This is a genomic window from Nocardioides albertanoniae (assembly GCF_006716315.1).
GTDB classification, from domain to species: domain Bacteria; phylum Actinomycetota; class Actinomycetes; order Propionibacteriales; family Nocardioidaceae; genus Nocardioides; species Nocardioides albertanoniae.
This window is the reverse complement of the sequence record NZ_VFOV01000001.1, coordinates 1,815,268-1,837,150: the sequence shown is the minus strand read 5'-3', so window position 1 is coordinate 1,837,150 and position 21,883 is coordinate 1,815,268. Positions and strand designations below refer to the sequence as shown.

Here is a 21,883-nt window from a genome sequence, read left to right as displayed (position 1 = left end):
CCTCAGCGATCGACCCGAGCGATCGACCCCTGGGCCGCAGCGACCAGCGCCTCGGAGCCGTCGGTGCCGACCGTGAAGATCTCGCAGCGGGTCAGCGCGTTGCGGCTGGTGTGGTTGACCACTTCTGCGTACGCACGCAGGTGGTCGCCGTTCGAGGGCCGCAGGAAGTCGACGGAGAAGCCGCGGGTGAGCACGTTGGGCCCCAGGACCGTGCCGGCGGCGAAGGCGAGCGAGTTGTCGGCGGCGTAGGAGAGCACGCCTCCGTGGACGGTGCCGAACTGCTGCAGCAGCTCCTCACGTAGCGGGATCCGTAATGTCGCGTGGCCGTAGCCGACCTCGCCGACCTCGACGCCGATCAGCCTGCTGAAGGGCTGGCTCGCCAGGATCGCCTCGGCCTCGGAGGCCGTCACCGCAGGTGTCTCCGCCATGCCTGCAACCTACCGGGCAACCTGATGGCACGCCCTCAGGCGGCGGTGGCGAACGCCGCCTCCGACTCCGGGTTGCGGGCCACCGAACGACGCGCGAAGGAGAACGCGGCCGCGCCGAGGGTCGAGGTGACCACCATGGTGATCGCCAGCGGCACGGCGGTGTGGTCGCCCGCGACCGCACCGAGCGGTGAGGCGAGCCCGCCGCCGAGGAACATGATCCCGCCCATCAGCGCCGATCCGGCACCGACCGAGGGGCGAGCCTGCTCGATCGCGAGCGCTCCGGTGTTGCCCATGATGAACCCGACGCAGGTCGTGGCCACCACGATCGGCAGCAGGATCAGCACCTTCGGCACGGGCGCGAGCGCGACGACGAGGGCGACCAGCGCCGCCCCGGCGAGCACCGGCTGCGCGGCGCGGATGATCCGGGCCGGGTGCACCTGACGCTTGGCCAGCCGCGCCGAGACGAGCCCGGCGACGGTCAGGAAGCCGGCGTTGATCGCGAACCCGATGCCGTAGACGGCCGCCGACGTGCCGATCACCGACTGGTAGAGGAACGAGGAGGACGAGACGTACGTCATCAGGGTGGCGAAGGTGAGCGACTGCGTCAGGGTGTAGCCGAGGAACGCGGGCTTGGCGAGGAGGCGGCCGAGGTCTGCGTACTCGACCTTGCTGGTGCGTCGTTCGGCCGGGAGCGACTCGCGGATCACCAGGACGACGCAGACGACCTGCGCCACCGCGATCGCGGCCACGATGCCGAGCACTCCGCGCCACGGCACGACCCCGGCGATGGCACCGCCGACCACCGGCGCCAGGATCGGCGCGATCCCGCTGATCGACATCATGATCGACATCGCCCGCGCGGCCGCGAACCCGTGAAGCACGTCGGCCACGATCGCCCGCGCCATCACGATCCCCGCGGCGGCGGCGAGCGCGTGGACGAAACGTGCCGCGATCAGCAGCTCGACGCTGGGCGCCAGCGCCGCCAGCACCCCGGCCAGCGCGGCGACGACCGATCCGATCATCAGCGGCTTGAGCCGCCCGAACCGGTCGGAGACCGGACCCCAGGCGATCTGCCCGAGCGCCAGCCCGATCAGGAAGGCGGTCAGCGTCAGCTGTACGTTGCTCGCCGCCGCCTCGAGATCGGACCCGATCTGCGGGAAGGAGGGTAGGTAGAAGTCAATCGCGAGCGGCGCGGAAGCCGAGAGCAGAGCGAGTGCGAGCAAGAGCCGCGGCGGGACTGACGTCACCGAGGAGACCTCCGGAGGTTGGTTGAAGACGACAACCAACCCAACGGGCCGACCCCGCCGGGCATTCCCTCACCAGAGGGTGATCGACCTCTCGAAGATCCCGGTCAGGTCTTCGGCCGACGGCTCCTTCGGCGCGGTCGCGAGCAGGCGCTGCTGCTTGAGCGCGCCGTCGACCAGGTCGGGGATGTCGGCGGTGGTGTAGCCGACCTCGCCGATGCCGGCGGGGATGCCGATATCGCGCATCAGGTCGGCGAGCACGCGAGGCAGCAGATCGCGCTCCTCACCCGTCTCCTCGACGCCGGGAGCGAGCAGCCGAGCGGCGCGCAGGTGGCGCTCCGGGGCGGCGTCGAAGGTGTAGCGGAACGCCTCCGGCGCCGTCAGCGAGACCGCCATCCCGTGCGGCACCATCGCCTCGTCGGCGGGGTATCCCTGCGGGTGGAAGCCTCGTACCCGGCCGGCGATCGGGTAGGCGTTGGCGTGCGGGATGTGCACCCCGGCGTTGCCGAACCCGAGGCCGGCGAAGGTCGCCGCGAACGCCATGTCCCCGCGCGCGAGGGTGTCCTCACCGTGCGCGACGGCCTGCCGGAACGACCCGGCGAGCAGCGAGAGCGCCTTCTCCGACCACATGTCGGAGATCGGGTTGGCGCCGCAGTAGGGCACCCGCTGCGACGGCTCCTTGCGGGCGTAGGAGGTGTAGGGGCGCGCCGTGTAGCTCTCCAGGGCGTGGCACAGGATGTCCATCCCCGCCGCCGCGGTGACGCCGGCCGGCTGGGTCATCATCAGGTCGGGGTCGACGACGGCCAGGGTGGGCCGCAGGCGCGCGTGCGAGATCCCGGTCTTCACCTTGAGCGAGAGCACGTCGAGCACGCACACGGTCGTCGACTCCGCGCCGGTGCCGGTCGTGGTCGGCACCGCGACCAGCGGCAGCAGCGGGTTGCTCGGCGCCCGGCCGGCACCCACCGGGGCGTTGAGGTAGTCCATCAGGTCACCGTCGTTGGTGGTCAGCAGGTTGACCGCCTTCGCGGTGTCGATGCTCGAGCCGCCACCGACGGCGACGATCGCGTCGAACGGCCCGTTCGCGCGGGCGAACTCGACGGCGGCCCGCATGCTCTCGTCGGTCGGCTCGACATGCACGCCGTCGAAGACGACGGCAGTGACGTCGTACGCCTTCATCTGCTCGCCCACCCGCTGCGGGAGCCCCGTCGCGGAGATGCCGGGGTCGGTGACGACGAGCGCACGCCGAGCGCCCAGCCCGGCGAGGTCGTAGCCGATCTCCGCCGACGCGCCGGTGCCGAACTTGAGCTGCGGGGAACCGTAGGTGAAGACGGTCTCAGGTGTGGCGTGGGTCATGGCTCGCACGATATCGGCCGCCCGGTGTCTGAACGAGGGATGAGACGACCCGACATTAAGTCTTGTATTTCACTAAACTTAAGTCAGATCATGCGAACCGGAACCGCAGAGGAGACCGAGAATGACCATCACCGAAGCCAGTCCCGCCACCGAGCTCACCGTGCACAAGGTCGGCGGCCGGATCGGAGCCCGCATCGACGGCGTGACGCTCTCCGGAGATCTCTCCGCCGAGACGATCGCCGAGATCCGTGCGGCGATCCTGGAGAACAAGGTCGTCTTCTTCCGCAACCAGGGGCACCTCGACGACCGGGCGCAGATCGCCTTCGGCGAGCGTCTCGGCGCCCTCACCACACCCCACCCGACCGTCAACACCGGCAGCGCCAGGGTGCTGACCCTCAAGGCCAACCGCGGCATGGCCGCCAACTCGTGGCACACCGACGTCACCTTCGTCGACCGCCCGCCGGCATTCTCGATCCTTCGCGGCGTGGAGATCCCCGACTACGGCGGCAACACCGTGTGGGCCAACACCGCCACGGCGTACGAGAGGCTCCACCCGCAGCTCAAGGCGCTGGTCGACGACCTGTGGGCGGTGCACTCCAACGACTACGACTACGTACGTCCCGACCAGGCCGACTCCACCGACGACGTGGCCGCGCGCAAGCGCGAGGAGTTCATCGCGACGATCTACCAGACCGAGCACCCTGTGGTCCGGATCCACCCGGAGACCGGTGAGCGCACGCTGGTGCTGGGGCACTTCGTCAAGCACTTCAGCGGCCTGAACCAGAAGGAGAGCGCCACGCTCTTCAACCTGCTCCAGGATCGGGTCACGGCGCTCGAGAACACGGTGCGCTGGCACTGGCAGCAGGGCGACGTCGCGATCTGGGACAACCGCGCCACCCAGCACTACGCCGTCGCCGACTTCGACCAGCAGCCGCGCGAGGTGCGACGCATCACCGTGCAGGGTGATGTGCCCGTGTCGATCGGCGGCGAGCACAGCCGGGTCATCGAAGGCTCCGCCGAGGTCTACAACCGTCTCGACGACCTGATCTCCTGAACAGACTGGTCGCCTGAACAGACTGGTCTCCTGAACAGACTCTCGGCCGCCCCGAACCCGCGCGGGGCGGCCGAGTCAGGCGAGCGTGAAGGTGACCTTCCGGGCCACGACGTCGGCCGACTCGAGCCGCACCTGAACCTCCTCGCCCAGCGGGAGCGGCGACGAGCCGGACACCTTCGCCTCCACGGCAGGTGCCTCGACGGTGATCGAGCCCTGCGTCTCGTCCTTCTCCTCGACCTCGACGACCACCGCGGTGAAGGTGTCGCCGACCCGCTTGGCGAGCACGCCGGCCTCGACGAGGTCGACGGCACCGCGCTCGTAGGCGCCGCTCAGCCGGCCCGAGGCCTGCATCGTCTCCGGCAGCGTGATGAACGCGGAGACCACCCAGTCGGGCACCGGCTCGTCGGCACACAGGGCCAGGCAGACCTCGCCGGCATAGCGGTCGATGAGCCGGCGCAGGGGCGCGGTCACGTGCATGTATTCGCTGGCCAGCGCCGAATGCTCGGTCAGCTCGGGCAGCTCGCCGTTGAACGAGGCATACCCGCTCCCCCTCAGCAGCCGGGTGCAGGCGATCGCCATCGCGGCATGCGTGCCGTTCTTGCCGTCGAGGGTGCGGATGAAGTCGGGATAGAGCATCTCCGCCGGCCACTCCAGCCCGAGCGCCCGCGCCGTACGGTGCAGCCGCTGCACGTCACGAGGGTCGGGCTCGGGGAGGGTGCGCAGCAGACCCACCCGGGCGTAGACCATCAGGTCGGCCGCCGCGAAGCCGGTGAGCAGCGAGAGCTGGGCGTTCCAGTCCTCGACGGGCAGCATGTCGCGGAACTCGAGAGACCACTGGTCGCCCTCCACCGAGATCTCCTGGTCACGCAGCGGCAGGTTCACCCCGCCGCGCTCGGCCTCGAGAGCGATCCGCTTCTCGCCGATCTCCTGGAGCAGGCCGAGCGACTCGGCGTAGTCGCCGTCACCGAAGCCTTCGCCGTCGAACATCGCCTGCACACCGTCGTAGGAGAGCTTCGCCCGCGACCTCACCAGCGCACGCTCGACGATGGTCTCGATGCCCTCGCCGGTGGCGTCGAGCTTGTGGGTCCACAGCAGCGCGGGGCGCACCTGGTCGGGGAGCAGCGAGGCTGCGTCCTCGGAGAGCACCTTGGGGTGCAGCGGGATCTTCGCATCGGCCGCGTAGAGGCTCTCGCCCCGCCTGTTGGCCTCCAGGTCGACCGGGTCACCGGGCGAGACGAACGCGGCGACGTCGGCGATCGCGTAGTGCACCACATAGCCGTCGCCCTCGCGGGCAAGGTGGAGCGCCTGGTCGAGATCCATCGAGGTCTCGGGATCGATGGTGACGAACGGCAGGTCGGTGCGGTCGAGATCCGGCAGCCGCGGTTGCGCCGCGGCGGCCGCGGCCGCTTCCTCCACCTCGGGCGGGAACTCGGCGCTCACCCCCAGCTCCGCCTGGAGCGCGGCGATCCCTTCGCGAAGTGTGGTGGCGGCGACGCCGTCGTCGGCGCTGGCCACCCGGATGATGCGGGCAGATGACATACCAGGCACGATATCGACGTGCTGATCCTGTTGCCGCCGTCCGAAGGTAAAACCGCACCGAGTCGTGGCAGCTCGCTCTCGGTCGACTCGCTCTCGCTCCCCGTGCTCAACCCCGCGCGTACGAAGGTGCTCGACGCGTTGGTCGAGCTCTGCCAGACCCGGCCCGAGGAGGCCGTCGACATCCTCGGCATCCCGAAGACCCAGCCCGAGCTGGTCGCGCTCAACGCCCGGCTGCATGAGGCGCCGACCGCGCGCGCCGACCGGATCTACACCGGCGTCCTCTACGACGCTCTTTCCCCCGCGACCCTCTCGCCCGCGGCCAAGCGGCGCGCGACCAGCCGGGTCATGGTCACCAGCTCGGTCTTCGGGCTCGTCGGCCTGGCCGACCGCATCCCGGCGTACCGGCTCTCGGGTGACACCACCCTGCCCGGCATCGGCGGCATCCAGGCCCACTGGCGCAACCATCTCGAGCCGGGGATGACCGAGGCTCTCGGCGACGGGATGCTGGTGGACCTCCGGTCCGGCACGTACGCCGCATTCTGGCGTCCCGACACGAGCGCCGCCCGCACGGCCACCGTGCGCGTGCTCCACGAGCACAACGGCACCCGCAAGGTCGTCAGCCACTTCAACAAGGCCACCAAGGGCCGCCTCGTCCGCGCCCTCCTCGAGTCCGGCGCCAACCCTCGAAACCCCACCAAGCTCGCCGACGCCTTCCGCGACCTCGGCTGGACCGTCGAGCAAGGCGCCCCGACGAAGAAGGGCACCCAGCTCGACGTGATCGTCACCGAGATCTGATCTGCCCCATCCCCGCCGAGTCGGCTCGTCCTGACCAATTTCCTCGTCGAGTCGGCGCGTCCTGACCGAAATCCTCGCCGAGTCGGCGCGTTAGAACGAGCCGACTCGGCGTGGGGTCAGAAGGTGCCGGCGGCGAAGGGGTCGCGGGCGGCGGGGAGGGCGTTGAACAGGCGCATGGAGGCGCGGTGGTCGGCGAAGTAGGAGACGACGGTGACCGAGGCGGGGGCGAGCTCCATGCTGAACGCGCCGTCGGGCGGGGCGCCGAGGGCGGCGGCGACGAGGAGCTTGATCGGCGAGACGTGGGTCGTCACGACGACCGTCTCTCCGGCGTGCGCGGCAAGCACTCGCGTGAGCGCATCCTGGACGCGTTCATGACAGTCGGCGAGCGACTCGCCACCGGGAGGGGCGACCGCGGAGGAGCCCATCCAGGCCTTCATCTCGTCGGGGAAGCGGGAGACGACCTCCGCGAAGGTCAGCCCGTCCCACTCGCCGAACTCCAGCTCGGCGAAGCCAGGCTCCTCGACGAGCTCGGCGTCGAGGGCGCCGGCGACGATATCACCGGTCTCCACGGTGCGTCGCACCGGCGAGGTGATGACGGTGGAGACCGACGAGGCCAGCGGACGCAGCCACTCGGCACTCAGCCGCACCTGCTCGCGACCCTCCTGGGTCAGCGGCGGGTTGTCGCCGCCGAGCCCGCCCGAGAAGGCCATCGAGGAGGTGTGCTTGGTGACGCCGTGGCGTACGAGAACCAGCGTGGTCGCGGCCGCACCGGCGCTCCAGCCGCGCGAGGTCTTCGCGCTCACAGCCCCGACTCGGCGGTGCGGACCAGGATGCGCGAGCACTCCTCGCAGCGTACGACCTCGTCGGCGGCGAGGCCTCGGATGCGCGCGATCTCGGCAGGGTCGAGCTGGATGTTGCAGCCACCGCAGCGACGCGCGCGCAGCTCGGCGGCGCCGGTGCCGAGCTTCTCGGCGAGCCGGGTGTAGACGGCGAGAAGGTTGTCGGGGATGCCCTCGAGGGCGGGCACCCGCTCCTCGGCGAGACCGGCGAGCTCGGTGTCGATCTTGGCGGTCTCGGCATCGCGCGACTCGAGCGCGACGGTGAGCTTGTCCTCGATCTCGGCGATCTCGGTCTCGAGCCGGGTCACCGTGGCCTGCGCGCCCTCGAGCTGCTCCATCACCTCGAGCTCCTCGTCTTCGAGCACCGAGATGCGACGGTCGAGGGTGGCCAGCTCGTGCTGCATACGCTCGAGGTCCTTGGCGCCGACAGAGCCGGAGTCCATCCGCTCCTGGTCACGCCGGCGACGGGTCTTGACGGACTCGACGTCGGCGTCGGCCTTCTTCTGCACCCGCTCGAGGTCGTCGCGAGAGATCCGCGCATCGCGTAGGGCATCGTCGGTGGTCTTCTTCGAAGCCTGCAGCTCCTCCACGACGGCGGTCTGCGGCAGGTGTGCTCGGCGGTGGCGCAGCTGGAGCGCGCGCGAGTCGAGCTCACAGACGTCGAGCAGCTTCACCTGGGCGAACGGGTCGGCTTTCAGCGGATTCTCCTCAGTTGTTCATGGGCGCGGCAGTCACAGGCGCAAGGTCCACGGATCGGTGACGATCTGCGAGACCCGGGTCTCCACCGTATCGCCCCAGGCCTCGTTCAGCCGCCTCGCCAGGACAGGCAGCCAGGTCCACTCCGCCGCCCAGTGCGGCACGTCGATCAGCGCGCCGCCCTTCTCGAGAAATTCCGAGGCCGGATGGTGACGCAGATCGCTGGTCACATAGACGTCGTACGCCGCCACCTGATCGAGCAGGAAGTCGCCCGCTCCACCGCACAGCGCCACCGAGGAGACCGGTCGGTCGAGGTCGCCGGCGACCCGGATGCCGGCCGCGGTGGCGGGCAGCGCGGCGGCCACCGACTCGGCGAAGGCACCCAGGGTCGTGGGCGCGACCGTGCCGGCCCGCCCGGTGCCGACCTCTGGTGACTCCCCCGGCACCAGGGGCGCCAGCGAGCTCAGGCCGAGCGCCAACGCCATCGACTCCGAGACGCCACCGAGCGCCTGGTCGGCGTTGGTGTGGGCGGTGAGCAGCGCGCAGCCGGCCGAGACCAGCGTCGAGAGCGTCCGCCCCTTCGGTGTGGTCGGGGCGAACCCGTGCACACCCTTGAGGAACAGCGGGTGATGCACGACGACCAGGTCGGCTCCCCACTCGGCCGCCTCCTCGGCGACCGGCTGGGTCGGGTCGACGGCGAGGAGCACCTTCGAGACCTCCTGGGCGGGCTCGCCCCAGACCAGTCCGACGGCGTCCCAGTCGTCGGCGGTGGGGGGCGGATACCACTCGTCCAGGAGCGTCGTGACATCGGTGAGCGTCGGCATGGGAGCAGCCTAGATCCCAGCGCAGCTCGGTCGCGGCGTACGCCCCGATCGCTGCACGCCTCGACGGGGTAGCGGTGGATGCTCACCGAGCTACCTCGGTGAGCATCCACCGGCCGCGAGCCGAAGGCGCGGCTAGTTGACCTTGCGGTCGCGGTCGCCCCAGTAGGGCTCACGGAGCTTGAACTTCTGCAGCTTGCCGGTCGCCGTGCGCGCGAGCGAGTCACGGAACTCGACGACCGTCGGCGCCTTGTATCCCGCCGCGCGCTCCTTGCTCCAGGCGATCAGCTCCTCCTCGGTCGCCGATGCGCCCTCGGCGAGCACGACGAGCGCGAGGATGGTCTCGCCCCACTTCTCGCTGGGGATGCCGATGACGGCGACCTCGGCGACGGAGGGGTGCAGGAAGAGCACGTCCTCCACCTCGGCGGACGCGACGTTCTCACCGCCGGTGATGATGACGTCCTTGATCCGGTCGGAGATGGTCAGGTAGCCGTCGTCGCCGATGCTGCCGCCGTCACCGGTGTGGAACCAGCCGTCGGCGAGCGCCTTCGCGGACTCCTCGGGCTTCTCCCAGTAGCCCTCGAGCACCACGTTGGAGCGAGCCAGCACCTCGTTGCCGTCGGTGACGTCCAGGCTCACGCCGATCGCGGGAGCGCCGGCGCGGGTCAGCTTCGCGGCCTGCTCCATCGGGTCCAGGTCGTCCCACTCTGCGCGCGTGCGGTTGATGGTCAGCAGCGGCGAGGTCTCGGTGAGACCGTAGATCTGGATGAACTCCCACCCGAGCTCCTCCTGCACCCGCACGACCGTCTTCGTCGGCGGCGGGGCGCCCGCCATGATGATGCGCACCTTGTCGCGCCCGGGGATCTCGCCCTCGGTGCGCGTCCATTCCGGGATCGCGTCGAGCACCGCGGCGGCCACCGCCGGGGCGGCGCACATGTAGGTGACCCCGTGGTCGCGTACGCGACGCAGGATCTCCATCCCGTCGACCTTGCGCAGCACCACGTGCTTGATGCCGAGGCCGGTGGCCGCGAACGGCATCCCCCAGCCGTTGGCGTGGAACATCGGCAGCGTGTGCAGGTAGACGTCGCGGTCGCTGCAGCCGGCGTGGAGCGCGAAGGTCATCGCGTTGGTCCAGATGTTGCGGTGGGTGATCTGCACCCCCTTCGGCCGCGCGGTGGTGCCGGAGGTGTAGTTGATCGCCGCCGTCGCGTTCTCGTCGGGCTCCCACGGCGTCGGCTCGGCGCCCTCGGCGGCGTAGAGGTTGGCGTCGTCGCCGAGCACGAAGCGGTGCTTCGCGGTCACCTCCGCGAGCGCCTCGTCGACCTCGGGGTCGACCCACAGCACCGAGGCGCCGGACTGCTCCACGATGTAGGAGACCTCGTCGGGCCGGAGCCGGAAGTTGATGGGCACCAGGATGCGGCCGTAGCCGCTGACGCCGTAGAACGCGGTCAGCAGCCGCGCCGAGTTGTGGGAGACGATCGCGACCCGCTCACCCGCGCCGACGCCGAGCTCGTCGAGCTTTGCGGCCATGCGCTTGGCGAGCGACTTCATCTCGGCGTACGTCACCTCCCCGAGGGATTCCGCCGGCTGGTCGGGCTCGTCGACGACCCCCACCCGCTGGCCGTAGACCGACGCGGCGCGATCGATGAAGTCGTTGACGCTGAACGGGACGAACACTGGCTACCTCCACACATCGAAGTGACCCGAGTCACTGTAATCAAGTTGACCCAGCCCGTCGCCCACCGCTCGACAGGCGGCACCGCTCGAGCGACGAGCGGTCCACGACCCGGCTGAACGGCCCGCCTGAACGGCCGACCTGAGCAGCCCCGCTGATGAGAGCTCTCTCATCGAGCCCCGCTCCGGGCGCATCGTCAGGCACTATCTGAGAGTCATGTCGCGCACCCTCAGATATCTCCTGCTCCCCCTGGCCGTCCTGCTGGCCGTGGCCGTCTACCTGGTGGTCTCCCTCGCCGGAGCCTCTGAGGACGAGCCACCCTCGCGTGAGCCCGTCGTGCTGCCCTCGAGCACCACCTCGCCGTCCGGGTCGACGAGCCCGGGAACCTCGCCGAGCACGGACCCTTCCGGCGTCCCGGTCGTCACCCCCGACCCCATCGACGATGATGATGACGACGATGACGACCGTCACGACGACGACCGCAACGACGACCGGCATGACGACGACTGAACCCGAGCCACCGCAGACCACCCAGCCCACGCAGCCCCCGCGTCGCCGGGGGCTTTCCGTGCGCGCCCGGATCACCGCCTCGGTCGCGCTCCTGGTCACGCTCGCGCTCGCCGGGGCCGGGCTGATCGTCTACGCCGTCGAGCTCGGCAGGGTCGACGCCGCGACGACCCGGGAGATGGAGCAGGAGCTCGACGAGTTCGCCCGGCTGCGCCAGGAGGGCATCAACCCCGAGACCCGGGCGCCCTACGACGTGGAGAGCCTGCTGCTCACGTTCCTGCGCCGCAACGTGCCCGACGACGACGAGCTGCTCGTCGCCTGGGTCGACGGCCGCCCGCGCGCGCACTTCCCCGAGGACCCGCTGGTCAGCACGCCACGCTTCCGCAGCGCCGTCGCCGGGCTGGTCCGCGACGGCGGCACCACCTACCTCGACACGGCCGACGGCGAGGTGCGCATCACCGGCCAGCCGGTGCGTCAGGACAGCGCCACCGGCACGACCGAGGGCGCTCTTCTGGTCGTCTCCTACCTCGAGGAGGACCGTGCCGAGCTGGGCAGCACGATGCGGACGTACGCCATCGTCGCCGGCCTCTCCGCACTGCTCGTCACGCTGGTCGCGGCCTGGCAGTCGGGTCGGCTGCTGGCGCCGCTGACCCGGCTGCGTCAGGCGACCGGGGCGGTCAGCGCGACCGATCTCTCGGCCCGGCTGCCCGAGTCGGGCAACGACGACATCTCTGCGCTGACCAGCAACTTCAACGACATGCTGGCTCGTCTCGAGCAGGCCTTCAGCGACCAGCGCCAGTTCCTCGACGACGCCGGCCACGAGCTGCGTACGCCGCTGACGATCATCGGTGGCCACCTCGAGCTGCTCGACGAGTCGGACCCCGCCGACGTCGAGCAGACCCGACGGCTCGCCCTCGACGAGGTCGACCGGATGAGCCGTCTGGTCGGCGACCTGATCCTGCTGGCCAAGCACGACCGGCCCGACTTCCTCACCCTCGAGGAGGTCGACGTCGACACGCTCACCGAGGACATCCTCGCCAAGGCCAGCGCGCTCGCCGACCGCGACTGGCACCTCGACGAGGCAACCGCCCGCACCTGGCGGCTGGACCCGCAACGCATCACCCAGGCGATGCTGCAGCTGTGCGACAACGCAGCCGGGCACACCGAGCCGGGCGACCGTATCGCCGTCGGCTCGGCCACCGTCGACGGCGCGCTCAGGCTCTGGGTGCGCGACACCGGTCCGGGCGTGCCCGCCGAGGACCGGGAGCGGATCTTCGAGCGGTTCGCGCGAGGTGTCGACCCCGGCTCCGGTGACCGGCCGGGTCTCGGCCTCGGTCTGGCCATCGTCGCCGCCATCGCCGGCGCTCACGGCGGCACCGTCGGCGTCGACGACCCCGGCGCCTCCGGTCTCGAAGACCCCGGCGGCGCCCGCTTCACGATCACGCTGCCCGCACGCGAGGAAGGACCGACATGGCCCGCATCCTGATCGTCGAGGACGAGGACCGCATCGCGGCCTTCCTCGCCAAGGGCCTCAGCGCCGACGGACACCAGGTCAGCACCGTCGCCGACGGCCTGGAGGGGCTCGAGGAGGCTCTCAGCGGCGCCTTCGACCTGATGGTGCTCGACATCGGGCTGCCCACCATCGACGGCTTCGAGGTGCTCGACCAGCTGCGAGCCCAGGGCTCTCGGATGCCGGTGGTGGTGCTGACCGCCCGCGACTCCGTGCAGGACACCGTCTCCGCGCTCGAAGGCGGAGCCGACGACTACCTGGCCAAACCGTTCCGCTTCGCCGAGCTGCGAGCCAGGATCCACGTACGCCTGCGGCAGCAGGACCGCACCGACGCCGAGACGGGCGAGCTCCGCTCCGGCTCGGTGGCCCTCGACCTGCGTACGCGCCGGCTGCAGGTCGACGGGCGCGAGAGCGACCTCTCCGCGCGCGAGTTCGCGCTGGCGGAGGTGCTGCTGCGCCATCCGGGGCAGGTGCTCTCCCGCGCGCAGCTGCTCGACATGGCCTGGGGCATGGACTTCGACCCGGGCTCCAACGTCGTCGACGTCTATGTCGGCTATCTGCGCAAGAAGCTCGGCGCCGCCCGGGTCGAGACCGTGCGCGGGATGGGCTACCGCTTCCGCTCCTGATCCCGGCTCCACCTGAAACGGCTGAGGGCCCGACGATCGTCGGGCCCTCAGCCGCGGGGGATGGAGAAGGGTCAGTGGATCCGCAGGCCTCCGAGGGAGGCGCGCGGGAGCCGCTCCAGCGCGGGAGCGACCATCTCGGAGACCTCGGCGGGCTCCGGCCGGTCGCCGGGGTCCGGCGCCAGGCACGCCTCGATGACCTTGACGACCTCCGGCGGCGTACGTGGCGGCAGGGGGTAGGGCCGCTCGACGAGCTGCGGGTAGCGCTCGGATCGATCGGCGGAGGACGGGTCGCCGCGGTCGAAGGGGCGCTCGCCGCTGACCGCGTGGAAGAGCGTCGCCCCCAGACCCCATACGTCGCTGGCGGGGCCGACCTCGCCGCGCTCCCCGGGCAGGCACTGCTCGGGAGCCATGTAGGCGTCGGTGCCGATCTCGTGGCGGAGTGCGGCGGCCGCTTCGGTGGGCCTGGCGACCGAGAGGTCGATCAGCCGGGCCGGCGAGCCCATGATCAGGTTGCTCGGCTTGATGTCGAGGTGCACCCAGCCGGCGCGGCCCAGGTAGTGCAGCACCGAGGCGAGGTCGAGGGCCAGCGGCAGATACTGCTGCTCCGGAAGCCGACCGTGCCGGCGGATCAGCGTCGAGAGCCGAGGGCCCTCGACGTGCTCCATCACGACGTACGGCCGCTCGCCGTCGAGATCCTCGCGCAGCGCACGCACGAGCACCGGGTGTCTCAACGAGGTCAGCGCCTCCGTCTCGCGGCGCATCGCGACACGGCTCGACTCGCTCGCGACCCGGTCCGGACGCAGCACCTTCGCCACGACCGGACCGTAGGTGATCTCGTCGAAAGCCAGGAACGCCTCGTACGACGAACCGCCCCCGAGCAGCCGCATCGCGGTCAGCTCGGGGGTGATCGCGTCACCCTGGCGCAGGCCCCAGGTGTCGGTCACTGTCGACTCAGTCCTTCGTCCGGTCGCCGGTGTCGTCGCCGCGGGTGTTGTCGCGGGTGTCGCGGGTGTTGTCGCGGGTGTCGCGGGTGTTGTCGCGGGTGTCGCGGGTGTTGTCCTTCGTGTTGTCCTTCGTGTTGTCCTTGGTCGCACGCGTCACGCCGGTGCCGTCGGTCGCGGTGTCGTTCCCGTCGTCGTCGCGCGTGACGTCGTCGTTGTCGTCGGCGTCGTCGTCATCGACCGTGGTCACCTGGGTGCTGGACTTCTCCTCACGCTTGGCGAATCCGTCGTCATCGACCGCGGCTGCGCTCTGGTAGGTGATCACACCGGCGGCGACCGCGCCGACCAGAGCCGTCACCGCGAACATCAGGATCTTCTTCATAGCTCGTCCTCTCGAGGTTGTGCCCCGGGTGTTCCCGGCGCCATGCAAGAACCATCTCGACCAGCCGTGAGGTGACCGTGAGACGACCATGAGAGCTCTCTCATCCGCGGGCAGGTTCGAATCCCGCCCTCGGTGGTGGTAGGAACGTGCCCGTGCAGAGCAGCGAGTGGCGTGAGATCGCGGTCAAGGTCGGAGTGCTGCTCGTGGTCGGGGTGCTGATCTCGGTGGCCGGCTACGGATACTCGAAGTCGCGCGTGCGTGAGCACACCTCCGCGCAGGCCGAGGCCGCCGCCGGTGATTTCGCGAAGGCGACGAGCTGGACCGAGATCGACGCGACCCCACAGCTCGTCGAGCAGTGGGAGCGGTCGTGCCCGGCGGTCCAGGTCAAGCCCGATCACGAAACCGCCGATGCGCGCGGCCACCTGGAGAAGGTGCGTGTCACCTCGACCGAACCCACCGAGTCCGGCGCTGTGGTGACGATGACCCCCGACGGCGGCCGCTCGGTGTTCACCCTCGAGGTCACCCGCTCCGGGTCGGGCAAGAAGGAGGAGTGGCGCGTCACCGAGGTCAGCTGCGGCTGAGCCGCTGCGGGCCCGTCTGCGGGATCATCTGCGCCAGGCGGTGATCCGGTCCGGTGCGGTGTCGGGAGACTCGGTGGCCGCCCAGACCTTGCGCCATTCGGCGACCTGCTCACCGGCCGGGTCGGGCGTGCTGCCGTCGGCGGCGCGCCGCATCGAGGCGTACCAGTCGGTGGAGTCCTCGTCGAGCAGCCGGGCGACCGCCGCCCTGATCCTGGGCCCGAGCTCGCGCACCGTCTCGCCCTCGCGCGGGTGGAGCGGCTCGCCGAAGCGTACGGTCAGCTGGCGTCGGCCGTTGTCGCGGTCCTTGCCAGGCCAGCTCACACCGCGCGGCATCGCGGCGTAGGTGCCGCGGTGGGCGATCGGCACGACGGGCACGCCGTACTCGGTGGCCAGATAGGCGGCGCCCGAGCGGAACCGGCCCACGGTGCCGTCCTTGGAGCGGGTGCCCTCCGGGAAGACCACCAGCGACCAGCCCTCGGCGAGCACCTCGCCCGGCTGGGTCGAGAGCGCTCCCCCGCGCCGGTCGATCGGCAGCGTGTTGAAGACCAGCGACGACCCCACCGCCCGCCACCAGGTGTCGAAGAAGTAGTCGGCCGCAGCCGCCACCGCCGTACGCCGCCGCCACTCGTCGGGCAACGACAGCAGGATCAGCGGGGTGTCGAGGTGCGAGGCGTGGTTGGCCACGAAGATCACCGGCCCGTCGAGACGCTCGAGCACGTCGAGCCCCTCGACCTGGGTCTTCACCTGCGACCGGAAGACCGCCTCCAGACCCGCCTGAGCGACCTCCCTGACCGCCCGCGCGGCCGGCTTGCGCGACCACTCGTTGTCGAAGACCGTCGACGCCGCCGGCGGCACGAACGGCTCCGCCGACCGCGGCACCTGCGCCCGGTGGCCCCACCGCCAGCCCCGCTTCATGAGGCGTACGTCGCGAGCCGTGTCCTTCCAGAAGCTCATCGCGCCGCCTCCTCGCGGTGTAACACGTCGTTCGTAGGACTACTCGCCCTATCGCAACGACCGGATAGTCCTACGAACAGCGTGTTACAGCTGTCCCGCGACGCGCTGACCCGCCTCATCGGACGTCCGCCAAGAGGTGCGGCGGATTCCTCAGGTACGTGATCGACGGGCTCGGACCGACCGTCGAGCTGGCCATCTCGAGCGCGTCCCGCAGGGACGATGCCGACCGGAAGCCCATCCGGGCCGCCGCCTTGGGGTTCCCGCCGACCCAGATCACGTCGCCGAGGTGGTCGAGGGCATGCGCGATCCAGTACCACATGTAGAAGGGGTGGACGCCGTGGTAGGCGTTCGAGGTGCGGTAGAGGTGGACGTACCAGGGATCGGTGGCGAACTGCTCCTCGAACTTCGGCCCGATCAGGGCGGGATCGGTCGTGTCGGCCAGCACCTCCTCGTAGAAGTCGACGTAGGAGGGGTGGGTGAGGGTGTTGAACCCCTCGTCGAGCGGGTGGTAGAGGATCGCGACGCCGCCCTCGCGCACGACCGGCTGCCGCAGATAGGAGTTGAAGTAGTAGCCCAGGCCCATGCAGGCGGCCAGGATCGGGTTCATGGTCGAGTTGACGTTGTAGGGGCCCAGGTAGGGCACGCCCATCACCATCACGTCCGACTGGCCCTCGACCTTGACCCGCTGCTGCTGGTGGACGCGCTGCACGGTCAGCTCGTGGACCGGCTCGACGGCGCCCGCGGTGACGCCGGTCAGACCGTAGTTGGAGCGCAGGTCGTGGAACATCTTGTGGCGCATCTTCTGCGGCGCGACCGCCAGCCCGCGGCGCAGGCCGAGGACGGTGGCCTGGTCGCGCAGCGACCACTCCCACTCGCGCTTGAGCAGCGTGTCGTACGGCTTCCCGAACACCTCGTTGTCGAGCGTCGTCTCGATCTGGAAGACCTTGACGTGCTCGCCGATCAACCGGCCCATCCGCCACGCCGAGGAGTGCATCTCGGAGTGCTTGTGGTCCATGAACGAGCGCGAGTGGACCATCGTCTTGGCGTTGTGGTGGTGCTTGATCGACTTGTAGGAGGCCAGCCCGATGCCGACCGACTTGTGGCCGCCGTCCATCGCGACGAGGTTGACGTTGACGTAGACGAGCAGGTCGGAGGTGGCCGCCCGCTTGTTGATCTCGACGTCCTCGCCCTTGTCGGTCATCCCCATGTGCTCGAGGTTGGAACGGTCCTCGGCGTCGTGGTTGTAGAGCAGCCCCTGCGGCGCGAAGGAGCGGAAGACCCGCTCCCCCACGATGTGCTTCATCTCGGCGTCGGTCATCCGCCGGTGGAGGGCGAGCGCGGCGATGATCTCGACGTCGTCGACACCCTTCTCGGCGGCGATGGTGAGCACCTGCTCGATGATCCGGCCGCGGATGTCGGGCGCCTTCATGGTCGGCAGCGGCAGCGAGAGGTCGTCGAACGCGATCGTCAGCCGCATCCCCGGGAACATCAGCTCGCGCAGCGGCTCGGAGTCGACCGGGTTGTCCAGCGCCTCCCGGATCGCCTCGTCGACATCGGGCACCGTCGGCAGCGACTCCGGCGGGTAGACCACCCGGGTGCCCTGCGGGAACTCCTCCAGACGGAACCCGAGCCCCTCGTGGACGAGCAGAGGCGGCGTACGGTCGTCGACCTCGAGCACAAAGCCTGGCCGTGTCATCGTGTCACTCCTTCTGGAAGGGCTTCAGTTCGTCCGGCGGGGGTCGAAGGCCACCTTGACGGTGCCGAGCCGGCCGGCTGATTGGGCATGGTCGAGGGCCTCGCGCCAGCGGTGGAGCGGGTAGGGCGCGACGGTCTTGGCGAGGCGGCACATCCCGTCGTGGCCGACGAGGTCGAGCGCGGTGGCGAAGTCGCCCGACCCCCGGGAGGAGGCGTACGTCCCCACTACCTCGAGCTCGCGGAACCAGGCCGCGGAGAGATCGGCGGTGGCTGGCATTCCGGAGAGCACCACGCGACCACCGGCGCGGGTCGCGTGCAGGCAGGTCTGCAGCGACTCCTTCGAGCCGACCGCGTCGAGCGCGACGTCCACGCCACCCAGGAGATAGGGCGAAGCCATCATCTCGGGCTCGAGCATGAACGCACTGGTCGCACGGCGGATCCGGCGCAGCGTCTCGCTCGGCGCCACGACCTCGGTGGCGCCGAACTCGAGCGCCAGCTCGCGCTGGTGGGCGTGCTTGGCGACGACCACGATCTCGCCGGCGTCGGTCAGCTCGCGCAGGGCGAGCGTGGCGAGCAGCCCGACGGCTCCGGCTCCGGAGACGAGCACGCGATCGCCGGGCTCGACCGCGGCCCGGCGCGCGGTGTGGACGGCGCAGGCGACCGGCTCGACGAGCAGCGCCTGCTCGTCGGAGTAGCCGTCGGGCACGGCATGGAGCTGGGAGCGGTGCACCGAGAGCTGCTGCGACCAGCCGCCGCCGGTGTCGTGGCAGAAGCCGGTCTGCAGCCCCGCGGAGATGTCGCCCACGGTGATCCGCGAGCACCGGTTGGTCTCACCGCGGGCACACGCCTCGCACGCCTCCAGCCCGCGCGCGGCGCAGGTCAGCACCGGGTCGACGACCACCCGGGTGCCGGCGTCCAGGTCGCCGCACGGGTCGAGCAGCTCGCCCACGATCTCGTGGCCGGGCACGAACGGCAGGCTCACCAGCGGCTGGAAGTAGAGGGAGGTCTTCCCCGACAGCATCCCCAGGTCGGACCCGCAGATCCCGGACAGCGACACCTTCAGCCGCGCCCACCCGTCGTGCTCCACCTTCGGCGGATCCAGCGTCACCATCCGCAGCGGCGCCGCCGCCCCGGTCAGCAGCAGCGGCATCCGCCCACCGGCCACCTTGCCGAGCGCCGTCTTGGCCACACTGCGATACATCTCCAGCGCGAGCATCAGCAGCCCTCCCCATGCCGAGTCGGCTCGTCCTGACAGGATTTCACGCCGAGTCGGCTCGTTATGACGAGCCGACTCGGCGGCGAATTGCGTGAGAACGAGCCGACTCGGCGTTCGGGGGTCATCGGGAGGTCCTTCCGGCTGGGTCGAGGGTGCGGCTCGAGTGTCCGGGAGAGTCCCAGTCGACGATCGTCCAGTGCGACTTCTTGGCATGCCGGAAGAGAGGTACGTCGGGGCGCACCGCTACCGGGTGGCCGACCGCGGCGAGGAGTGGGAGGTCGGAGTGGGAGTCGGCGTAGGCGAAGCAGTCGGACGGCGAGATGCCCTCGCGGCGCGACCACTCCCGCACGAAGGAGCCGCGCGACTCCCCCACCAGCGGCGAGGAGGCCAGGTGGCCCGTGCAGATCCCGCGGGAGTCGACGGCGAGGTCGGCCGCCTCGATGTGGTCGAAGAGCGGCAGCAGCGGTCTGGTCAGCGGCCGGATCGCGCCGGTGACCAGCACCGTCACGTGCCCCGCGGCCCGGTGCTCACGGATCCGCCGCACCGCGTCGGGCGCCAACCGACCGAGGATGTGCGTGGTCAGCCGCTCGTCGACGATCTCGTCGAGCTCGGACAAGCGCGCACCGGCGTACTCCTTGTAGACCGTACGCAGCAGCGAGCTGCGCTCGCTGCGATCCGCCCACACGTAGCCGGGCACCTTGCCCGCCATCCGCGCGATCTCTCCCGCCTTCTTGGTTCCCGAGAGCTCACCGAGCCGCAGCCACAGATAGGTCTCGATGACGTTGGACGACATCAGGGTGCCGTCGAGGTCGAAGAAGGCCGCGACCCGCTCCTCCTTGACCCGCGGCAGGCGCCCTGGCGCCGGCTTCTTGCGCAGCTTGCGCAGCTCGTCGAGCTCGCGCACCGGCTTGGTGACCGACGGCACGTGGATGTCGTGCAGATACTCGTGCCAGTCGATCACCGCGGTGTCGAAGGCGAACGTCTCCCGGTCGGCCGGCGACAGCGATCGGTAGAGCGCGAGGGTGTTGGCGTCGACGAAACGAAGGTCGGCCTGGGCGTACTCCTTGTAGAGGTCCAGGTAGCGGCGCAGGAACCGCAGCCGCCGCCCCTGCCGGTCGAGATCGCGTGCCCATCCACGGGTGCGGTCGCCGCGCGGAGCGAGACCGAGCAGGGTGTCGGCGACCTTGTGCACCTTCTCGCCCGTCGACAGCATCCGCTCGACCGACGCGCCACCGGGGAAGGTCCATTCGGGCAGCCGGACGGCCCCCCGGTCACCCGCCGCGAACGGCTCCTCCGAGAAGTACTCACGCACGCTCTCGTAGAGCATCTCGAACGTCACCGGGTTGCGGTCGCCGGAGGCGAGGTGGAAGTAGGCCGGGTCGCCGTGCACCGGCGGGTGCGCCAGACAGGCGACGATCGAGGCGACCACGTGGTCGACCGGCACGATGTCGATCGCGGTGTCAGCAGCGGCCGGGAAGAGCGGCAGCTCGCCGCGGCCGTAGGCGAGGATCAGCGGCTCGGCCATCTTGAAGCCCTCGATCCAGCCCGGGTGCGGACGGGAGAGCGCCGACTCGATGATCGCCGGGCGGAAGATCGTCGCCCGGTTGCCCTGGGCGGCGTGAGCCTCGACGACCCGCTCCCCCAGCGCCTTGGTGAACGTGTAGGCGTCGGTCCAGCCCAGCGAGCGAGCGCGCTCGCTGCCGAGGCGCACGAGCTCGTCCTTCACCCACTTCTTCCGCGCCTCCTCGGCGGCAGCGGCGGCCGTCATCAGACCCGCCCGACCATGCTCGCGCTCGGCCTGCTTGCGCAGCCTGGAGATCACCTCGACGCCGCGTGAGCGCTCCTCGACCGCGGCCCGTTGAGCAAGGCCCCAGGCGAGCTCGGCCTCCGGGTCGACGGAGTGGTCGACCGGCCCCTCGGGAATGTGACCGCGGCGGCGACCCGAGACATAGGCGGTCGAGACATGGAGGTAGTGGACGTCTCGACCCGTCTCGCAGATGCGTCGCAGCAGCCCGCGCACACCGACGACGTTGGTGGTGAAGCCCTCGTCGACCGGCGGGTCGAAGGAGACGTCACCCGCCGAGTGCACGACCGCGTCGAGGTCGTCCGGCAGCGGCGGCGGGTCGGAGAGGTCGCCCTCGACCACGTCGACCGTGGCGTCGGAGACCGCCTCGAAGATGGGTTTGGCCAGCAGCTTCGCGATCCGGTCGGCACCCGAGATCGAGCCCTTGGGCCGCACGAGAACACTGAGGCGTACGTCGGGCACCTCGGTCAGCAACAGATGCAGCAGCGCCTCCCCGACGAACCCCGTCACCCCGGTGAGCAGGACGTGCTGCCCCGCGAGCCGCTCCCGGATGGAGGCCCGAGGATCGTCGTCATGGTCGTTTCCCTGCGCCAGGTCAGAGGTCACGGATGCGATTGTGCCCGGTCCGGGCAACCCCCGTGGCTCCTTTTCCGTGCTCGACCTGAGAAACTGCAGGCAGGCCCACGAACCCCGAGGAGACGTACGTGTCGAGGAAGCTGCTCAGCGTCGTAGCCGTCCTCTCCGCGACCGCTCTCGCAGGTTGTCTCACAGGCTGCGGTGCCGGGGAGCCCAGCGGCAGCAGCCCTGGGCCCAGCCCCTCGACACCCACCTCCACGCCCGTCGCGGCCTCCGGTCCGTGCCTCTTCGAGCCCGGCCAGGTCGCCAGCGCCATCCCCGGCAGCTGGACGCACACCGCCGACGACGACGTGTGCACCTACACCAGCGACCGGGGCGCGATCTTCGTGACGACCCTCGTCGACACCTCCGTTGACGCCGGGCTCGCCGCGAGCCGGGACGACTGCATCGCATCTCCCGAACCCGTCGAGATCGCCGACCGCGCCTTCGTCTGCGTCGAGAAACACGACGACGGCGACCTCGTGGTCGGCAACGTGGCCGTCGGCAGCCGTTTGTGGAGCCTGATCATCGTCCCCGACGGCGGGATCCATGACGCCGAGCTCGGCGCGATGGGCAAGCTGGTCGACATGGTCGCCGACTGAGAGACC

At 70.4% G+C, this 21,883-nt stretch carries 21 protein-coding genes; 7 read left to right on the top strand and 14 right to left on the bottom strand.

The features are described from left to right. Window positions 1–2: 2 nt before the first annotated feature. From FB381_RS08740 to FB381_RS08730, 3 genes are all read right to left on the bottom strand, one after another. The gene (locus FB381_RS08740) at window positions 3–428 is read right to left on the bottom strand and encodes a PaaI family thioesterase (RefSeq protein WP_141779924.1); all 426 of its coding nucleotides are present in this window, start codon (window positions 426–428) and stop codon (window positions 3–5) included. Window positions 429–463: 35 nt separating this feature from the next. Further along, window positions 464–1,675, bottom strand: coding sequence for a Bcr/CflA family efflux MFS transporter (locus FB381_RS08735; RefSeq protein WP_141779923.1), 1,212 nt, complete (start codon window positions 1,673–1,675; stop codon window positions 464–466). 69 nt (window positions 1,676–1,744) lie between these two features. Continuing rightward, complete coding sequence (locus FB381_RS08730; RefSeq protein ID WP_141779922.1) at window positions 1,745–3,025, bottom strand: hydroxyacid-oxoacid transhydrogenase; 1,281 nt, start codon at window positions 3,023–3,025, stop codon at window positions 1,745–1,747. Between the two features lie 121 nt (window positions 3,026–3,146). On the opposite strand from FB381_RS08730, the gene FB381_RS08725 reads away from it, so the two are divergent. Then, window positions 3,147–4,079 carry a TauD/TfdA dioxygenase family protein gene (locus FB381_RS08725; protein WP_141779921.1) on the top strand — a complete coding sequence of 311 codons (933 nt, stop codon included), beginning with the start codon at window positions 3,147–3,149 and terminating at the stop codon, window positions 4,077–4,079. A 75-nt stretch (window positions 4,080–4,154) separates the two neighbouring features. On the opposite strand, the gene FB381_RS08720 is transcribed toward FB381_RS08725, so the two are convergent. Then, window positions 4,155–5,618 (bottom strand): RNB domain-containing ribonuclease, encoded by a 1,464-nt coding sequence (locus FB381_RS08720; protein WP_141779920.1) that lies wholly within the window; start codon window positions 5,616–5,618, stop codon window positions 4,155–4,157. A gap of 18 nt (window positions 5,619–5,636) precedes the next feature. Between FB381_RS08720 and yaaA the strand changes: the two genes are divergently transcribed. Further along, window positions 5,637–6,413 (top strand): peroxide stress protein YaaA, encoded by a 777-nt coding sequence (yaaA, locus tag FB381_RS08715; RefSeq protein ID WP_141779919.1) that lies wholly within the window; start codon window positions 5,637–5,639, stop codon window positions 6,411–6,413. Window positions 6,414–6,529: 116 nt separating this feature from the next. Here yaaA and FB381_RS08710 read toward each other — a convergent pair whose 3' ends face one another. The 4 genes from FB381_RS08710 to FB381_RS08695 form a co-directional block, all read right to left on the bottom strand. After that, window positions 6,530–7,216 carry a histidine phosphatase family protein gene (locus FB381_RS08710; RefSeq protein ID WP_141779918.1) on the bottom strand — a complete coding sequence of 229 codons (687 nt, stop codon included), beginning with the start codon at window positions 7,214–7,216 and terminating at the stop codon, window positions 6,530–6,532. Then, window positions 7,213–7,926 (bottom strand): zinc ribbon domain-containing protein, encoded by a 714-nt coding sequence (locus tag FB381_RS08705; protein WP_141779917.1) that lies wholly within the window; start codon window positions 7,924–7,926, stop codon window positions 7,213–7,215. The genes FB381_RS08710 and FB381_RS08705 overlap by 4 nt, the downstream gene beginning before the upstream one ends. Before the next feature lie 57 nt (window positions 7,927–7,983). Further along, window positions 7,984–8,772 (bottom strand): Nif3-like dinuclear metal center hexameric protein, encoded by a 789-nt coding sequence (locus FB381_RS08700; protein ID WP_141779916.1) that lies wholly within the window; start codon window positions 8,770–8,772, stop codon window positions 7,984–7,986. 132 nt (window positions 8,773–8,904) lie between these two features. Continuing rightward, a complete protein-coding gene (locus tag FB381_RS08695; RefSeq protein WP_141779915.1) occupies window positions 8,905–10,446 on the bottom strand; it encodes an AMP-binding protein in 1,542 nt (513 codons plus the stop codon). Window positions 10,447–10,660: 214 nt separating this feature from the next. On the opposite strand from FB381_RS08695, the gene FB381_RS08690 reads away from it, so the two are divergent. Genes FB381_RS08690 through FB381_RS08680 form a run of 3 tightly spaced genes read left to right on the top strand, consistent with a single transcriptional unit; the run spans window position 10,661 to window position 13,087 of the window. Next, window positions 10,661–10,954 (top strand): hypothetical protein, encoded by a 294-nt coding sequence (locus FB381_RS08690; protein WP_141779914.1) that lies wholly within the window; start codon window positions 10,661–10,663, stop codon window positions 10,952–10,954. Next, a complete protein-coding gene (locus FB381_RS08685; RefSeq protein ID WP_246088026.1) occupies window positions 10,941–12,437 on the top strand; it encodes a sensor histidine kinase in 1,497 nt (498 codons plus the stop codon). Before FB381_RS08690 ends, FB381_RS08685 begins: the two co-directional genes overlap by 14 nt. Further along, window positions 12,422–13,087 (top strand): response regulator transcription factor, encoded by a 666-nt coding sequence (locus tag FB381_RS08680; RefSeq protein ID WP_141779912.1) that lies wholly within the window; start codon window positions 12,422–12,424, stop codon window positions 13,085–13,087. The genes FB381_RS08685 and FB381_RS08680 overlap by 16 nt, the downstream gene beginning before the upstream one ends. Window positions 13,088–13,158: 71 nt before the next feature. On the opposite strand, the gene FB381_RS08675 is transcribed toward FB381_RS08680, so the two are convergent. Next, window positions 13,159–14,031, bottom strand: coding sequence for a serine/threonine-protein kinase (locus FB381_RS08675; RefSeq protein ID WP_141779911.1), 873 nt, complete (start codon window positions 14,029–14,031; stop codon window positions 13,159–13,161). Window positions 14,032–14,038: 7 nt separating this feature from the next. Continuing rightward, a complete protein-coding gene (locus FB381_RS08670) occupies window positions 14,039–14,410 on the bottom strand; it encodes a hypothetical protein (protein ID WP_141779910.1) in 372 nt (123 codons plus the stop codon). A gap of 152 nt (window positions 14,411–14,562) precedes the next feature. Between FB381_RS08670 and FB381_RS08665 the strand changes: the two genes are divergently transcribed. After that, window positions 14,563–14,991 carry a hypothetical protein gene (locus tag FB381_RS08665; RefSeq protein WP_141779909.1) on the top strand — a complete coding sequence of 143 codons (429 nt, stop codon included), beginning with the start codon at window positions 14,563–14,565 and terminating at the stop codon, window positions 14,989–14,991. A gap of 24 nt (window positions 14,992–15,015) precedes the next feature. On the opposite strand, the gene FB381_RS08660 is transcribed toward FB381_RS08665, so the two are convergent. From FB381_RS08660 to FB381_RS08645, 4 genes are all read right to left on the bottom strand, one after another. Next, window positions 15,016–15,945 carry a lysophospholipid acyltransferase family protein gene (locus FB381_RS08660; protein WP_141779908.1) on the bottom strand — a complete coding sequence of 310 codons (930 nt, stop codon included), beginning with the start codon at window positions 15,943–15,945 and terminating at the stop codon, window positions 15,016–15,018. Between the two features lie 115 nt (window positions 15,946–16,060). Then, on the bottom strand, window positions 16,061–17,641 hold the full coding sequence (gene larAH, locus FB381_RS08655; RefSeq protein ID WP_141779907.1) for an NPN-dependent hydroxyacid isomerase, LarAH14/15/16 family: 1,581 nt from the start codon (window positions 17,639–17,641) through the stop codon (window positions 16,061–16,063). Between the two features lie 24 nt (window positions 17,642–17,665). Next, window positions 17,666–18,856, bottom strand: a complete 1,191-nt coding sequence (locus FB381_RS08650; RefSeq protein ID WP_211352368.1) for a zinc-dependent alcohol dehydrogenase — start codon at window positions 18,854–18,856, stop codon at window positions 17,666–17,668. Between the two features lie 121 nt (window positions 18,857–18,977). Continuing rightward, window positions 18,978–21,266, bottom strand: coding sequence for an HAD-IB family hydrolase (locus FB381_RS08645; RefSeq protein ID WP_246088025.1), 2,289 nt, complete (start codon window positions 21,264–21,266; stop codon window positions 18,978–18,980). Window positions 21,267–21,364: 98 nt separating this feature from the next. Here FB381_RS08645 and FB381_RS08640 point away from each other — a divergent pair, with 98 nt between their 5' ends. Then, window positions 21,365–21,877: a hypothetical protein gene (locus FB381_RS08640; protein WP_141779906.1), complete on the top strand. Its 513-nt coding sequence runs from the start codon at window positions 21,365–21,367 to the stop codon at window positions 21,875–21,877. Window positions 21,878–21,883: the final 6 nt, after the last annotated feature.